Source organism: Microvirga flavescens (genome assembly GCF_003290125.1).
Taxonomy (GTDB): Bacteria; Pseudomonadota; Alphaproteobacteria; order Rhizobiales; family Beijerinckiaceae; genus Microvirga; species Microvirga flavescens.
This window is the reverse complement of record NZ_QMKH01000003.1, coordinates 69,548-84,156: the sequence shown is the minus strand read 5'-3', so window position 1 is coordinate 84,156 and position 14,609 is coordinate 69,548. Positions and strand designations below refer to the sequence as shown.

Genomic DNA, 14,609 nt, shown 5'->3' with positions numbered 1-14,609 from the left:
AGCGATAAGAGCCCGCGAGCAGACCGGAACGCCTGACATGACTGCCTACATTTTGCAGCGTCTGATCCAGAGCGTCCTGGTTCTGCTCGCGGTTTCGATTGTGGTCTTCCTTGCCGTCTACGGCATCGGAGACCCGATCGAACTCCTGGTTCCTCCGCAAGTCAGCGCCGCTGAACGCGCGGCGATGATCCGTCGCCTCGGGCTCGATCTGCCCGTCTGGCAGCAATACCTCTCCTTCCTGGGCAGCGCTCTCAAAGGCGATCTCGGAACCTCCTTCGTGCATGGCGTGCCTGCCTTGGGTCTGATCCTGGCGAGACTGCCGGCCACTTTCGAACTCGTCCTTCTGGCCATGAGCGTTGCGGCCTTCATCGGCGTGCCGCTCGGTCTTCTTGCCGGCCTCAATCCCGAGAGCCGCCCGAGCCGCGCGATCATGGCCGGGACGATCCTCGGGTTTTCCCTTCCGAGCTTCTGGAAGGGCATGATGCTGATCCTGCTCTTCAGTGTTTTCCTCGGATGGCTGCCGACGGCGGGACGCGGTGAAACCGTTTTCATCCTCGGCGTGCCGACGAGCCTGCTGACGCTCGATGGCCTGCGGCATATTGCTCTGCCCGCACTCAACCTCGCTATTCCGAACATGGCGCTGATGATCCGCCTCGTCGCGGCGGGAACCACGGAAGCGATGACGCAGGACTATGTGAAATATGCCCGCGCCAAGGGCGTCCGCCGCAGACGCATCGTCGGGCGACATGTGCTGCGCAACATCCTGATCCCTGTCGTGACGGTGGCCGGCATGGAATTCGGCAGCCTTGTCGCCTTCTCGACCATCACCGAGACCGTGTTCGCATGGCCGGGCATGGGCAAGCTGCTCATCGACAGCATCTATCATCTCGATCGCCCGGTCGTCGTCGCTTACGTGATGCTCGCGACCCTGCTTTTCGTCGCCGTGAATTTCTTCGTCGACGTTCTTTACGCGGCGCTCGATCCTCGTGTGAAGTTGACGGGAGACATGGCATGATCCTGTCGAAATCGGTCGCGCCGACGGTGCCGGATTATGCCGACACGTCGTTGCGCAAGAGGGTTCTGCGCCGGATCAAGAACCGCCCCACGACGCGCGGCGCAATCGTCCTTCTGGGAATCCTGCTGCTTCTCGCGCTTTTTGCTCCCTTCATTGCCCCGCAAAACCCGCACGATCTTGCGTCGCTGAGCGTGATGGATAACCGTCTTGAACCCGGCTCCCAAGGGATGACCGGCATTACCTACTGGCTCGGCACCGATGCGCAGGGTCGCGACATGCTGAGCGCTATCCTTTACGGCCTGCGGACCAGCCTGCTGGTCGGTCTGACATCGACAGCAGGCGCGCTCGCCATCGGCGTCCTTGCGGGGCTGGTCGCTGCGCAATTCGGCGGGGCCGTCGATGCGGCCATCATGCGTATTGTCGACTTCATGCTCGGCTTTCCGTCGATCCTCATTGCGCTCGTTCTGCTCGCGTCCATCGGCAGGGGCGTCGACAAGGTGATCATCGCGATCATTCTCGTACAATGGGCCCAATATGCCCGGCTGATGCGCGCTGCGGCGCTCGTGGAGCGGCGCAAGGAATACATTGAGGCCGCCGTCAATTTCGGCCTGCCGACCCGCCACATCATGCTGAAGCATCTGCTTCCGAACTCCATCGGATCGGTGCTTGTCATCTCCACGATCAGCATCGCGAGTGCGATCACGCTCGAGGCCACGCTCTCCTTCCTCGGCGTCGGCGTTCCGGTGACCCAACCCTCGCTCGGACTTCTGATCGCCAATGGCTTCGAGTTTCTGCTCTCGGGAGAGTACTGGATCGCCGCCTTTCCCGGCATCGCTCTCGTGCTGTTGATCATGTCTCTCAATCTCGTGGGCGAGCGCCTGCGCCGCAGCTTCAACGTGAGGGGCTAATGACATCGTCACTGCTCGAAGTTCGCGGGCTCAAAACCGTATTTCATGATCTCAAGGGTGCCTGGCCCGCCGTCGATGGCGTCGATCTCGTCGTGCAGCCGGGCGAGATCGTGGGCCTCGTCGGCGAGTCCGGCTCCGGCAAATCCGTGACTGGGTTCTCGCTGGTGCAACTGATCGATCCTCCAGGCGAGATCGTTGCCGGCGATGTTCTCTTCAAGGGAGAGGATTTGCGGCAGGCTTCCGATGAGCGTCTGCGCAATCTGCGCGGCGACCGCATTGCGATGATCTTTCAGGATCCGCTGATGACGCTCAACCCGGTTCTCACCATCGGCGAGCAGATGGGTGAGGCCATTCGGGAGCATCGCCAATGCAGCACGCAGGAGGCGTTGAAAGAAGCGGCGCAGGCCTTGTCCCGCGTCGGCATCTCTTCCCCCGAAGCCCGCCTGAAGCAGTATCCGCATGAATTCTCGGGCGGCATGCGCCAGCGCGTTGCGATTGCGACGGCGCTCCTGAACGAGCCCGATCTGATCATTGCCGACGAGCCGACGACCGCGCTCGATGTGACGATCCAGAGCCAGATCCTGTTCGAAGTTCAGAAGCTCAGCCGCGAAACCGGCACGGCGCTTTTGTGGATCACGCACGATCTCGCCGTCGTCGCCGAACTCGCTGACCGTGTCGCTGTCATGTATGCCGGGCGAATCGTCGAGACGGGAACCGTCGACGATGTTCTCGACCGCCCCCGCCATCCCTATACGCTCGGCCTGCTCGCCTCTTCCGCCGCGACGGTTGCTCCGGGTGAGCGCCTGAAGCAGATCAACGGCGCGGCTCCCAGCATCGACGCACGCCCGAGCGGATGCCCGTTCCGCCCGCGATGCGAGCGAGCCCTTCCTGTCTGCGCCGAGCTCGATCCACCGTCTCAAATCCGGACGGACGGACACAGCTATCGTTGCCACAACCCCGTGCCTGAGGGCAGCGCCCCATGAACGCTCCTTTCTTCGAGCTGCGAGGTGTGAAGAAGCACTTCCGCGGCAAGCAGACATTCGCGCAGCGCATTCTCGCCGCAACCGGCAACGCGCCGCCGCCGCCCGTCTTGCGCGCGGTCGATGGCGTCGATCTCAGCGTCATGCGAGGAGAGGTGCTGGGCCTTGTCGGCGAGTCCGGTTGCGGCAAGTCTACGCTTTCGCGCATCGCGACCGGCATTTCCAAGCCCAGCGCCGGGGACATCGTTTATGAAGGGCGGCCTGTCGCCGAACTCCGGGGCAAGGAGCGGCTGGATTTTCTCCTCAAGGTCCAGATGGTCTTTCAGGACCCCTATGCGTCGCTCAATCCGCGCATGCAGGTGGGCAACATCGTCGGAGAGGCGCTTCGCGTTCATAGCCTGGTGCCGAAGAGCGAGATCGACGCTGCAGTAGACAAGGCCATGACCGAAGTCGGCCTCGATCTCGCTTACAAGAACCGTTACCCGCATCAGTTTTCCGGAGGACAACGCCAGCGCATCGGCATTGCCCGCGCGCTCGCGGTGAAGCCGAATTTCCTCGTTTGCGACGAGCCGGTTTCCGCATTGGACGTCTCGATCCAGGCGCAGGTCGTCAACCTGTTCATGGACATTCGCGAGAAGCACGGGCTGACTTACCTCTTCGTCAGTCACGATCTCGGTGTCGTCCGGCACATCAGCGACCGGGTCGCGATCATGTATCTCGGACGCATTGTCGAGATCGGGCCTGCTGCCGAAGTCTTCGCCAAACCGGCCCATCCCTACAGTGCAGCCCTGATCGCTGCGAGCCCTTCGACGGAACGGCGCAAGCGCGCATTCCAGCCGCTGAAGGGCGAGTTGCCTTCACCGCTGGCGCCGCCGAGCGGTTGCCCGTTCCACCCCCGCTGCGAGCACGCCACGTCGAAATGTCGTGAAGTCCGCCCGGTCCTGAAAGAGATCGCTCCCGGACGAAGCGCAGCCTGCCATTTGCATAATTCGGACAACGCATGACGACGACCACGCTTACTCCTCAGATCGGCCGCAGCACGCTTCCCTTCGTCGATCAGTTCCACCCCGACCGGCCTCTTGAAGTGAACTTCTATCGCCCGGCCGATCATGGTCCCGACGATCCGGTCGTCATCGTCCAGCACGGCATGCTCCGCAATGGCGACGAGTATCGCGATTTCTGGATTCCTGCGGCGGAGAAACACCGCATCCTGATTGCCGCGCCGACTTTTTCCGACGCGCACTTTCCCAACGCGGAATCCTACAACAACGGATTGATCATCGGGGAGGGCGCAAGCGTGCGTCCTTTCGAGAAATGGCTCTATGCCGTGCCCGCGCGCGTCCTTGCCGCTCTGCGGAAAGGCGGCGTGACGCGCCGCGCGAAGGTCCGGCTCTACGGTCACTCGGCGGGCGGACAGTTCGCTCATCGACTTCTCGCGACGCAGGATCATGAATCTTTCGAGGCCGTCATCGCCGGCAATCCCGGCTGGTACACCTTGCCGACGCTTGATCGCGTTTTCCCCGAAGGACTCGGCGGGATCGGTCTGGACGAAACCACATTGGCGCGCTGGTTCGCGTATCCGATGCACATCTTCGCAGGCGATCAGGACATCGTCACCGACGATCCGAGCCTGCCTGCCCAGGCCGAGGCTTTGAGGCAAGGGCAGCACCGCTATGCGCGCGCTCATTTCGTTTACGACTTCGCCCGCAATGAAGCCGAGCGTCGCCGTCTTCCGTTCAATTGGAAACTGATCCGCATTGAAGGCGTGGGCCATGATGGCGCGGCGATGTCGCGCGCCGCCGCCGCCTATTGGTTCGAGGGACGTATTCCGCCGGCTGAAGAACTGGTATCCAGCGAACCCGCCGCCCTGTGACGCCCATAAACGCAGACTTCGGAGCAAGACATGAACGTTCGAAATGAGATCTGGCAGCAAGTAGATGCCGCCAAGGACAGGCTCATTGCCTTGAGCGATCGGGTCTGGGGAATGCCCGAGGTCTGCTACACTGAAGTCCGCTCAATGGCCGAGCATGCTGCGGAATTGCGTCATCAGGGCTTTCGCGTCAACGAGGGCGTTGCCGGCATTCCGACCGCCGTTATCGGCGAGGCAGGGGAGGGCGGTCCGGTCATCGCTTTCTTGGGCGAATACGATGCCCTTCCGGGCTTGAGCCAGGAATCCGGCGTCGCGGAGCATCAGCCCATCGAAGCCGGCGGACACGGGCACGGATGCGGCCACAACCTTCTCGGATCGGGCGCGATGCTTGCCGCCGTCGCCCTGAAGAATTGGCTTGCGGAGAAGGGCATTCCGGGTCGCGTCCGGTACTACGGCTGCCCCGCGGAAGAGGGCGGCGCGGCCAAGGCCTTCATGGTGCGCGCCGGCGCATTCGACGATGCCGATATCGCCATCTCCTGGCATCCTTACAGCTTCTGGGAAGTCGCGCCGGCATTGTCGCTCGCCAACACCCGCGCCGACTTCGCGTTCAGGGGCCGCGCAGCTCATGCCGCCGCAGCTCCTCATCTGGGGCGCAGCGCACTCGATGCGGTGGAGCTGATGAATGTGGGCGTGAATTACATGCGCGAGCACATGCCCTCCGATGCGCGCGTGCATTATGCCCTGCTCGATACGGGCGGCATCGCGCCGAACGTGGTGCAGGCCTATGCCCGCGTGCGCTACTCGATCCGCGCCATGGACCTACCCGGCATGATCGAGCTGGTTGAGCGCGTGCACAAGATAGCGCAAGGCGCGGCTCTCATGACGGAGACGAGCGTGGAGATGCGCATCGTCAGCGCCGTGTCGAACACCCTTGGTAACTCACCGCTCGAACATGCTCTGAACAATGCGATGGAAGAGCTCGGCCCGCCGCCTTTCGATGGTGCGGACCGTGACTTCGCGAAGAAGATCCGCGCGACCTTGTCCGAGCAGGAGATCGCGTCGGTCTATCGGGCCATCGGCCAGCCGCAGACCGATGCGCCGCTCGCCGATTTCCTTGTGCCCCTCGATTCACCGCGCAAGCCGATGATCGGCTCCACCGATATCGGCGATGTGAGCTGGGTGGTGCCCACCGTTCAGGCCCACGCTCCGACGGTGGCAATCGGCACGCCGTTCCACACCTGGCAGGTCGTCGCCCAGGGCAAGATGCCGGCAGCGCAAAAGGCTATGGTTCATGTCGCCAAGGCCATGGCTGCAACCGGCATGGCCGCGATCATCGATCCTGCGCTGATTACAGCGGCTAAGGCCGACCTCGCTGAGAGAACGCGGGCAACGCCTTACGAGAGCCCCTTGCGCGAGGGTGTCGAACCCCCGCTGGACATGTCGCGCGGCTGATCTCCGGATTTCGGGCTGCCGCAGGCAGCCCGGTCTCTGATGGGGCAGACGGCAGGCTGTTGAGGCTCAAGAGAGTAGCCCAGCGCTTCAGCCTCGATAACGCAGTGCATCTGCCAGCACAGCGAAAGCTGGCGTAGGTTGATGGCGGCTCGGATAATAGAGGTGATAGCCGGAGAACGGCGGACACCAATCGGCGAGCACCCGCACGAGACGACCATCGGCGAGGTACGTCTCAACGTGATCCTCCATAAGATATGCCAGCCCGAGGCCTGCCAGTGCTCCATTGAGGGCGAGTTCGGTGACGTTGAACACGAGCTGTCCCTCGACGCGCACTTTCAACTCGTGCCCGTCCTTCTCGAATTCCCATGCGTAGAGGCCGCCATAAGTCGGCAGGCGCAGATTGATGCAGTCATGACTCACCAGATCCTGCGGATTCTTCGGCCTGTGGCGTTTCTCGAAGTAGGACGGTGAACCGACCACCGCCATGCGCAAGTCGGGTCCGATACGCACCGCGATCATATCTTTCTCGACCTGCTCCCCAAGACGGATCCCGGCGTCGTAACGTTGCGCGACAATATCGGTGAGGCCGTAATCGATGACGACTTCAACCTTGATGTCGGGGTAATCTGGAAGCAGTTGTTCCAGGGTTGGCCAGAGGATCGTGTGAGCGGCATGCTCGCCGGTGGTAATGCGGATGGTGCCGGCGGGCTTGTCACGAAACTCGCTCAGCGCGGCTATCTCGGCATCGATCGTATCGAACGCCGGGCTGATGGTGCGAACCAGGCGTTCCCCGGCCTCCGTCGGCACGACGCTCCTCGTGGTGCGGGCCAGGAGGCGGACGCCGAGCCGTGCTTCAAGTCGACGCATGGTGTAGCTGAGTGCAGACTGCGAGGTTCCGAGCTTAGCCGCGGCCCGGGTGAAGCTCCGCTCCTCCGCCACGGCCAGAAACGCCATCAGATCGCCAAGCTCGTCGCGATGCATTTATGAATTCCAAATATAAGCCCAAGACGTTTTTACCATCTAATCGCCTGCGCCCAAAAACATTAGATCTCGATCAGCGAAGGAGAAGAACGATGAAAATCACGCGAAGCGGTTCTCTTCCCTCCGGCAAGGGGCCGACGGAGTGGTTTACCGGCATCGTGCGGATAGACCCTCTATTCCAGGCGAGTGCTCCGGCCCGTGCAGCAGGCAACGCGGTCACCTTCGAGCCCGGCGCTCGCACCGCATGGCATACGCATCCCCTCGGCCAAATCCTGATCGTGACGGCAGGCTGCGGCCGGGTCCAGCGGGAGGGCGGACCAATCGAGGAAATCCGGCCCGGTGACGTGGTTTGGTTCGAGCCCGGTGAGAAGCACTGGCATGGTGCTGCCCCGACCACGGCCATGACCCACATCGCCATTCAAGAAGCGCTCGACGGCAAGGCCGTCGATTGGCTGGAGCATGTCTCCGACGTGCAATACCAGGCAGAATGACAGACTACCTTTCGCAGGAGGAAGACAATGCAGAAACGCCGACTTGGAAAGAGCGGGCTTGAAGTTTCGGCTATCGGCCTTGGCTGCATGGGCTTGAGCTACGGCTATGGCCCCGCGACAGAAACGCAGGAAGCGATCCAACTGATCCGAGCGGCCTTCGAGAGCGGCGTCACCTTCTTTGACACCGCCGAGGCCTATGGCCCTTACAAGAACGAAGAGCTCTTGGGCGAAGCTCTGGCTCCTTTTCGCGACCAGGTGGTGATAGCCACCAAATTCGGCTTCGAGTTCAACGCGGAAGGTGGTCAGAGCGGCATGAACAGCCGTCCGGAGCACATCCGCGAAGTCGCGGAGGCCGCGCTCAAGCGGCTAAGAACCGACCGCATCGACCTGTTCTATCAGCATCGCGTTGACCCGAACGTGCCGATCGAGGACGTGGCTGGAATGGTCAAGGATCTGATCAAGGAAGGAAAGGTCAAGCACTTCGGATTGTCCGAGGCGGGTGCACATACGATCCGCCGCGCTCACGCGGTGCAGCCGGTTGCAGCGCTCCAGAGCGAGTACTCTTTGTGGTGGCGAGAACCTGAACAGGAAATCCTGCCAACATTGGAGGAGCTTGGCATCGGCTTCGTGCCTTTTAGTCCGCTCGGTAAGGGGTTTCTCACGGGAGCAATCAACGAGAGCACGACTTTCGATGCCAAGGACTTCCGCAATGTCGTTCCGCGCTTTTCGCCGGAGGCCCGGCACGCGAACCAGACTCTTGTCGATCTGCTGGGGCGGATCGCTGCTGGCAAGCATGTGACCTCCGCCCAGATTGCGCTCTCGTGGCTGCTTGCCCAGAAATCCTGGATCGTGCCGATTCCCGGCACCTCGAAGCTTCATCGCCTCAAGGAGAATATCAACGCGGCTTCAGTTGAGCTGACGCTTGATGACTTGCGTGAGATCAATGAGGCTCTCTCCAAGATCACAGTGCAGGGAGATCGGTATCCGGCGAATCTTCAGGCGCGGATCAATCGTTGATCGCCGTGGCGCATCTTGCATCAGCCGTTTCACCTAAAGGCGGCTGAAATGTCTTTGATCATGCCAACCCAATGAAGGGAATGAATACATGGCAAGCTTTCGTTACAAAACATTCGGCTATGCGGCTCCGTCCGTAGGCGCGCGTCTCCAGCCTTTCTCCTTCGAGCGGCGGGCCTTGCGTCCCAACGACGTTGCGATGGAAATTCTCTATTGCGGCGTTTGTCACTCTGATCTGCATTGGGCGCGCAACGATTGGGGCTGGTCGAACTATCCCGTCGTTCCCGGCCACGAGATTGTCGGCCGTGTGATCGAGGTCGGCCCCGAGGTGACGCGCTTCAAGGTGGGCGACCATGTCGCCGTGGGATGCATGGTCGATAGCTGCCAGCATTGCGACCAGTGCCGCAAGGGTGAAGAGCAACTCTGCCGTGAAGGCAATACCGGAACCTATGGCGGCTTTGACCGCATCACGCAGGAAATGACCCAAGGGGGCTATTCCAAGCACCTGGTCGTTCGCCAGGAATTCGTCCTGCGCGTTCCGGATGGTCTCGATCTCTCTCGGGCCGCTCCGCTACTGTGCGCCGGCATCACGACTTACTCTCCGCTGCGCACCTGGAATGTTGGGCCGGGCAGCCGGGTCGGCGTGATTGGTCTGGGTGGTCTCGGCCATATGGCCGTGAAACTCGCCTCGGGCCTTGGCGCTCATGTGACGGTCATGAGCCGCACGCCCGACAAGAGGGCCGATGCGCTGGCCCTTGGCGCCAACCGGTTGCTCGTCTCCACCGATCCTGAAGCCATGGCGCAGGCGCACGACAGCTTCGACCTCATCATCGACACCGTTCCGAACAAGCACGACCTCAATCCGTATCTGCCGCTGTTGGACGTGGACGGCACATTGGTGCTCGTGGGCCAGATCGGACCACTCGACGAAATGTCCTCTGTCCCGCTCCTGCTGGGGCGTCGGCGTGTCGCGGGCTCGCCCATCGGCGGCATCGCCGAGACTCAGGAGCTGCTCGACTTCTGCGCTCGCAAGAACATTCTGCCTGAAACCGAGACGATCCGCATGGACGAGATCAACGAGGCCTACGAGCGCATGGAACGCAGTGACGTACGTTATCGCTTCGTGATCGACATGGTGTCCCTGACGGCCTGATTATTACATATGCTGCCGACGCGCTGGTTCACCATGCGCGTCGGCGCTCGCTGGCAATAACGAAGGAGATCGGGAGTGAGCAACTTCCAGGTCTCACACTAAAAACTCGAGCTCGCATCGACTGGCGTGAAGCCCGCATTCCCAGGTCAGATCAAAGAGAAGGATCGGCGGCCTACATAATCCGGGAACGCTTTCCCGGCGCGGAGCAGGGATCGTCCGCCGGCATCAGAATGTCCTGCCGCGTGTGACAAGGCTCACCCTCGTCCTCATGGTTTCGTAGCGCTCCCCTCACGGCAAAGGCAGCGCCGGACACCAATGATGGCTTGAAGGCCTTATTTATCAGATACTTGGGGGGAAGGTGGCGGAGACGGAGGGATTCGAACCCTCGATACCCTTTTGGGGTATGCTCATTTAGCAAACGAGTGCCTTCAGCCGCTCGGCCACGTCTCCGGTGGCGGAGTACTTAAGAGGTGATTGGGGCGCGGTCAATGCTGTTGTGGCGCAAAGGTGTGGGCTCGGCGTTCGATGCGGAGGAGGGCTGAATTCCCGAGGCCTTACCCAAGCGGGGCCGACAGGGGTGAAGCTCTGGTCGTGGAATCAGAGCTTGCCCTTCCTGCTCTCGCTCGAGCCTTGCTCAAGCTGGCGATAGACGGCTTCGGCGGTGCCAAGCAGGCGGCTCCGGTCCGTTTTTGCGGTCACGACATAGGACAGGCCCTGGTCGATCCATGAAAACGCCGAAACATCGCCTTGCGCCTCGAATCGAAACGCCGTCTGGTCGCCTTCATCGCCAGGGCGCACGTAAAGCGTCAGCCGGGTACCCTGGGCGTCGTCGTACATGAACAGCGCGGCGGGTTTTCCCTCTGCCGGCAGGAGGCGTCCGCCCATCAGCTGGTAGCCCTGTTGGGACAGGTCAGGGGCGAGGAGGGGCTTGCCGAGGCGGCGGGAGAGCCACTGAACCAGGTGCGCCTCCTGATCGGCGCGCACTTCCACAGGGTGGGCCGTTTCCACCACATAGGTGCGGTAGGCTGCGATGGCGCTCAAGGTTGCCGTGTTCGAGGCGAGCACGGCAGGGGGTGCGAGGCGAGGGGAGGCTATCCATTGGTTCGCCGACCAGCCGAGCACTCCTCCTGCGATGAGCCAGGATACGGCTGCCGCGATGGTGCCGAGGTGTCGGATCGCGGGGCGGCGGCGCTCCGCCATGATGTTGGCGACCCGCAGCCGCGCAGGAATCGGTTCGTTCGCCTTGAAGGCAAGGCGGGCGCGCAGGGCCTCGCGATGGTCGCGGTCGGCAACAGTGCGGAAGGCCGCGGCCTCGTTGGCCTTCAGATAGGCCTCCACGCTCACCTTCCGCTCGGGGGTGAGGCGACCATCCACATAGGCCTGCAGATCGTCTTCGCCGATGGGGCGCTGACCTGTCATTTGACCCTCCGCAAAACCATTGCGCGACCAGTCTCCATGTATTGCCGCAGTTTTTCCCGGCCCCGGCTCAGGCGGGACATGACGGTTCCCACCGGCACGTCGAGCACTTTTGCGACCTCGTCATAAGACAGGTCCTCAACACCGACCAGAAGCAAGACCGAGCGCTGTTCTTCCGGCAACGTATCGAGACCCGCAAGAACGTCGCGCGCGCCGAGCGCGGCATCGGGGTGTCCTGCATCGAGCGCTACGTTCTCCAGGGCTTCCTCTCCCACATGAGGCCCGCGGCTGGTCCGCTGGCGCAGGAGGTTGAGGAACAGGTTGCGTTCGATCGTAAAGAGCCACGCCTTCAGGTCACCGTCCCGTCGCCGCGAGTGCCAACGCGAGATCGCGCGCTCGAGGGTGTCCTGCACGAGATCATCCGCCATGTCGTCGTCGCGCAAGAGCGCCCAGGCATAACGGCGCAGCGCCGGAATATGCGGTTCGAGCAGGGTGGCGATCTCTTCCACGAAGGGAGGCTCCTCGGTAGATGGGGCAGGCCGTCGTGCGGCCTGCCCTTGTCCCGATCAGGGCGTCGCGATGTGCCAGACGTTGTTGACCCCGTCACCGGTGACGTCGCCCGGCTTGGAATCCTTCGCCCATGTATAGACCGGCTTGCCCTTGTAAGCCCACTGCTTGGCGCCGTCGTCGCGAGTAATCACGCTCCAATCGCCGGAAGCTTTCGCGTCGGCGGCCGCCTTCAGCGGGGGCCAGTTGGTGGCGCAGGCATCGTTGCAGGCCGACTTGCCGGCGGAGTCCTTGTCGAAGACGTAGAGGGTCATGCCCTTCGCGTCCACGAGGGCCTTGCCCTTGGAGGTTTCCGCCACCTTGGCATCCTGTGCGAGAGCGATGCCAGCCGTGCCGAGGGCGGCGAGAATGATGGCTGCTTGTGCGATGTTCTTGAACATGAGGTTTCTCCCGGGTCGCCGATGACCCAACCATTAAGACACCCGGGAGAGGGGATTTATTCCGCATCTTTTTCACGATGCGCGAACTGGCGGCTTTGCCGCTGCGGTGATCGTCCGATCAGATCACGAAGAAGTCGGCATTGGTCATCTTCAGACCCTTCTTGAACTGGGCGATCTTGACCTGCTCCTGAGCGCCGGTGCCGTCGGCATCGTAATAGAGCGCCCCCGAGCTCTTGTCGTAGATGATGCGGTCGCTCGCGTCGTGGGCGGCCTTGCCGATGTAGAACATGTCCTTCTTCAACTTGGCCGGCTTTTTCTCCGATCCGGTCTTGCCGAGCGCCTTGAATACGGCGTTCTCGAGCCAGATCGAGTCGTCGACGACCTTGAAGTCCGTCACCTTGTCCACGTTGGTTTTCTTGTCGGGCTTGATGCTGAACACGAATGTGTCCTTTCCGGCACCGCCGGTCAGAACGTCGTTGCCGCCATAGCCGAACAGCCGGTCGTCTCCGCCCTGGCCGTCCAGGGTGTTGTTGCCTGCATTGCCCTTGATGATGTTGGCGGTGTTCGAGCCCGTCAGCTTGAGAGCCTTGCGCCCGGTCGATGTTGCAAGGCTCAGCACTTCCACTTCGGTGTCGAGGGAGAGTGCGAAGCTCACGCTCGCCATGACGGTGTCGTATCCACCGCCCACGGCCTCGACCACGGTGTCGGTGGAAGAGTTGACGAAGTAGAGATCGTCTCCATCGTTGCCAACCAGCCGGTTCGTGCCGACGCCGCCGTCGATGATGTCGTTGCCGGCTCCGCCGATGAGCGTATCGTTGCCGCCGCCGCCGCCGATCATGTCATTGAACGGCGTGCCGATGGTCATGTCGTCGTTGGGCGTACCCGTTGTCGAGATGCCGGATGTGCGGGTGTCGACGATCTGCGCTCTGACACCGCCGCTGCCATCGTCCGCGAAGGGGACCGCGGGAAGGGGCTCACCGGTTTCGGGGTCGTAGCTGGGATCGGCGCTGTAGGTCATGGTCAGGCTCGTCCACGACACGAGCAGGCGGCCATCCCCGAGCGAGGTCACATGCGGAGTGCGAATGGCATCTCCCGGCCCAGCGCCCAACGAAAGCTGCGAGCCGGCGGCGTTGCCGTAAGCGTCGTAGACGGCGAGGCGCACATGGGGAGACACATCTTCCTGTGCGCCGGGCGTGCCATAGGCAATGGCAAAGCCGCCGTTCGGAAGCGCGGTGATCGATCCCGGATTGCGCGCGCTGTCCATCGTCTGGCCGATTTCGAAGTCACCGCTCGCCGCCGTGCCGTCCGCATTGAAAATGCGGGCTCGAATCCACGCGGCGGAGTCATCGCCCGCGTTCGGGTCCCAGTGGAGCCATGTCGCGACGAAGCGCCCGTCGGCGAGCGCCGTCAGGGAGGCACTCGTTTGCCGCCATTCCGTCATGGCGGGCAGAATCTCATCCGCGGTGTCGGGAACGGCATCTCCGTCCGGCGTGAGAACGCGAACGCGAAGGGTCGTATCTCCCTCTTCATTCAGCTCCGGGCCGATATCCGTATAGACCAGGGCGACATTGCCGTCGGCGAGGGTCGTGATGATCGGGTCCTGCTGCGTGCCGGCGCTCAAACCTTCGATGATCTTTTCACCGACGGCGGATTGGCCGAAGGCGTTGAAGCGTTGGAAGCGGATATCCGTCGATCCCAGGCTCTCCGGATTTTGGCTGGAAAATCCACGGTCGTAGGTGACAGCAAACCCGCCATCGGCAAGGCCGGTGACGGATTGCGAGAAAACTCCGTTCTCACCGCCTTGCACCAGTGTCATCTTGCCACCCGTGGCGGTGCCGCTGGCGTTGTAGAGACGCGCCTGCAGATCCGGCAACGAGGAGCCCTCAGCAAGGTGCAGCCAGGTCACCACGAACCCGCCGCCCTTGAGGCTCGCCACTTTCGGCGCGTCTTCGGTTCCGGTGCCGCTGGCCACGACCTGCTCGGTTCCCCGTCGGCTGCCGTCGGCATTGAAGACCTGCGCGCGCAAATCCCACGCGCCTTCCCCGATCGTTTCAGCATCGACCTGCCAGACGGCGACAAATCCTCCGTCGTTGAGCCGGACGACCTGCTCGTTGGTGTGCAGTACGGGTGTGTACGCCGTGCCATTGAGGCGGAATTCCGGTCCGGTAACGACGGCTGCCATGTTTGTATCCTGAGATTTCTGGATTTGAGTGCTAGGCACTTGCGTAGCGGAAGCGGGCATCCTTTCGCCCCCTTCAAACACACTGACTTTCCAAAAATGGACCGCAAAGAAAAACAGCCGCAAACCTAGTCGAATCAACGGTTTCGGGGATTCCGCGATCTGGTTAGATCTGCGTCAGAAAAGTGTAGGCCAACATGGCC

At 62.2% G+C, this 14,609-nt stretch carries 14 protein-coding genes and 1 tRNA gene; 9 read left to right on the top strand and 6 right to left on the bottom strand.

What is annotated here, in order from left to right; translation table 11 throughout:
* The first annotated feature begins 37 nt into the window (after positions 1–37).
* From DQW91_RS07680 to DQW91_RS07655, 6 genes are read left to right on the top strand one after another with little or no spacing between them, the layout of a single operon-like run.
* Entirely contained in the window at positions 38–1,015 is a 978-nt protein-coding gene (locus tag DQW91_RS07680) for an ABC transporter permease (protein WP_112663028.1), read from the top strand.
* Positions 1,012–1,923, top strand: a complete 912-nt coding sequence (locus DQW91_RS07675) for an ABC transporter permease (RefSeq protein ID WP_112663027.1) — start codon at positions 1,012–1,014, stop codon at positions 1,921–1,923. The genes DQW91_RS07680 and DQW91_RS07675 overlap by 4 nt, the downstream gene beginning before the upstream one ends.
* The gene (locus tag DQW91_RS07670) at positions 1,923–2,906 is read left to right on the top strand and encodes an ABC transporter ATP-binding protein (RefSeq protein WP_112663026.1); all 984 of its coding nucleotides are present in this window, start codon (positions 1,923–1,925) and stop codon (positions 2,904–2,906) included. The genes DQW91_RS07675 and DQW91_RS07670 overlap by 1 nt, the downstream gene beginning before the upstream one ends.
* Positions 2,903–3,907 carry an ABC transporter ATP-binding protein gene (locus tag DQW91_RS07665; RefSeq protein WP_112663025.1) on the top strand — a complete coding sequence of 335 codons (1,005 nt, stop codon included), beginning with the start codon at positions 2,903–2,905 and terminating at the stop codon, positions 3,905–3,907. The genes DQW91_RS07670 and DQW91_RS07665 overlap by 4 nt, the downstream gene beginning before the upstream one ends.
* Positions 3,904–4,776 carry an alpha/beta hydrolase gene (locus DQW91_RS07660; protein ID WP_112663024.1) on the top strand — a complete coding sequence of 291 codons (873 nt, stop codon included), beginning with the start codon at positions 3,904–3,906 and terminating at the stop codon, positions 4,774–4,776. Before DQW91_RS07665 ends, DQW91_RS07660 begins: the two co-directional genes overlap by 4 nt.
* Positions 4,777–4,806: 30 nt before the next feature.
* The gene (locus DQW91_RS07655) at positions 4,807–6,225 is read left to right on the top strand and encodes a M20 family metallopeptidase (RefSeq protein WP_112663023.1); all 1,419 of its coding nucleotides are present in this window, start codon (positions 4,807–4,809) and stop codon (positions 6,223–6,225) included.
* 87 nt (positions 6,226–6,312) lie between these two features.
* On the opposite strand, the gene DQW91_RS07650 is transcribed toward DQW91_RS07655, so the two are convergent.
* The gene (locus tag DQW91_RS07650) at positions 6,313–7,206 is read right to left on the bottom strand and encodes a LysR family transcriptional regulator (protein WP_112663022.1); all 894 of its coding nucleotides are present in this window, start codon (positions 7,204–7,206) and stop codon (positions 6,313–6,315) included.
* A 92-nt stretch (positions 7,207–7,298) separates the two neighbouring features.
* Here DQW91_RS07650 and DQW91_RS07645 point away from each other — a divergent pair, with 92 nt between their 5' ends.
* From DQW91_RS07645 to DQW91_RS07635, 3 genes are all read left to right on the top strand, one after another.
* A complete protein-coding gene (locus DQW91_RS07645; protein WP_112663021.1) occupies positions 7,299–7,697 on the top strand; it encodes a (R)-mandelonitrile lyase in 399 nt (132 codons plus the stop codon).
* 27 nt (positions 7,698–7,724) lie between these two features.
* The gene (locus DQW91_RS07640) at positions 7,725–8,714 is read left to right on the top strand and encodes an aldo/keto reductase (protein WP_112663020.1); all 990 of its coding nucleotides are present in this window, start codon (positions 7,725–7,727) and stop codon (positions 8,712–8,714) included.
* 88 nt (positions 8,715–8,802) lie between these two features.
* Positions 8,803–9,864: an NAD(P)-dependent alcohol dehydrogenase gene (locus DQW91_RS07635; protein ID WP_112663019.1), complete on the top strand. Its 1,062-nt coding sequence runs from the start codon at positions 8,803–8,805 to the stop codon at positions 9,862–9,864.
* Between the two features lie 359 nt (positions 9,865–10,223).
* On the opposite strand, the gene DQW91_RS07630 is transcribed toward DQW91_RS07635, so the two are convergent.
* From DQW91_RS07630 to DQW91_RS07610, 5 genes are all read right to left on the bottom strand, one after another.
* Positions 10,224–10,314 (bottom strand) — tRNA-Ser (locus DQW91_RS07630).
* Between the two features lie 147 nt (positions 10,315–10,461).
* A complete protein-coding gene (locus DQW91_RS07625; protein ID WP_112663018.1) occupies positions 10,462–11,283 on the bottom strand; it encodes an anti-sigma factor family protein in 822 nt (273 codons plus the stop codon).
* Complete coding sequence (locus DQW91_RS07620; RefSeq protein ID WP_112663017.1) at positions 11,280–11,789, bottom strand: RNA polymerase sigma factor; 510 nt, start codon at positions 11,787–11,789, stop codon at positions 11,280–11,282. Before DQW91_RS07620 ends, DQW91_RS07625 begins: the two co-directional genes overlap by 4 nt.
* Before the next feature lie 57 nt (positions 11,790–11,846).
* Positions 11,847–12,227 carry a COG4315 family predicted lipoprotein gene (locus DQW91_RS07615; protein ID WP_112663016.1) on the bottom strand — a complete coding sequence of 127 codons (381 nt, stop codon included), beginning with the start codon at positions 12,225–12,227 and terminating at the stop codon, positions 11,847–11,849.
* Between the two features lie 118 nt (positions 12,228–12,345).
* Positions 12,346–14,409: a calcium-binding protein gene (locus DQW91_RS07610; RefSeq protein WP_198411814.1), complete on the bottom strand. Its 2,064-nt coding sequence runs from the start codon at positions 14,407–14,409 to the stop codon at positions 12,346–12,348.
* Between the last annotated feature and the right edge of the window lie 200 nt (positions 14,410–14,609).

Bases quoted from the DNA above. Each gene is read 5' to 3' on its own strand.
- DQW91_RS07680 (WP_112663028.1), top strand. From the start codon at position 38: ATGACTGCCTACATTTTGCAGCGTCTGATCCAGAGCGTCCTGGTTCTG.
- DQW91_RS07675 (WP_112663027.1), top strand. From the start codon at position 1,012: ATGATCCTGTCGAAATCGGTCGCGCCGACGGTGCCGGATTATGCCGAC.
- DQW91_RS07670 (WP_112663026.1), top strand. From the start codon at position 1,923: ATGACATCGTCACTGCTCGAAGTTCGCGGGCTCAAAACCGTATTTCAT.
- DQW91_RS07665 (WP_112663025.1), top strand. From the start codon at position 2,903: ATGAACGCTCCTTTCTTCGAGCTGCGAGGTGTGAAGAAGCACTTCCGC.
- DQW91_RS07660 (WP_112663024.1), top strand. From the start codon at position 3,904: ATGACGACGACCACGCTTACTCCTCAGATCGGCCGCAGCACGCTTCCC.
- DQW91_RS07655 (WP_112663023.1), top strand. From the start codon at position 4,807: ATGAACGTTCGAAATGAGATCTGGCAGCAAGTAGATGCCGCCAAGGAC.
- DQW91_RS07650 (WP_112663022.1), bottom strand. From the start codon at position 7,206: ATGCATCGCGACGAGCTTGGCGATCTGATGGCGTTTCTGGCCGTGGCG.
- DQW91_RS07645 (WP_112663021.1), top strand. From the start codon at position 7,299: ATGAAAATCACGCGAAGCGGTTCTCTTCCCTCCGGCAAGGGGCCGACG.
- DQW91_RS07640 (WP_112663020.1), top strand. From the start codon at position 7,725: ATGCAGAAACGCCGACTTGGAAAGAGCGGGCTTGAAGTTTCGGCTATC.
- DQW91_RS07635 (WP_112663019.1), top strand. From the start codon at position 8,803: ATGGCAAGCTTTCGTTACAAAACATTCGGCTATGCGGCTCCGTCCGTA.
- DQW91_RS07625 (WP_112663018.1), bottom strand. From the start codon at position 11,283: ATGACAGGTCAGCGCCCCATCGGCGAAGACGATCTGCAGGCCTATGTG.
- DQW91_RS07615 (WP_112663016.1), bottom strand. From the start codon at position 12,227: ATGTTCAAGAACATCGCACAAGCAGCCATCATTCTCGCCGCCCTCGGC.
- DQW91_RS07610 (WP_198411814.1), bottom strand. From the start codon at position 14,409: ATGGCAGCCGTCGTTACCGGACCGGAATTCCGCCTCAATGGCACGGCG.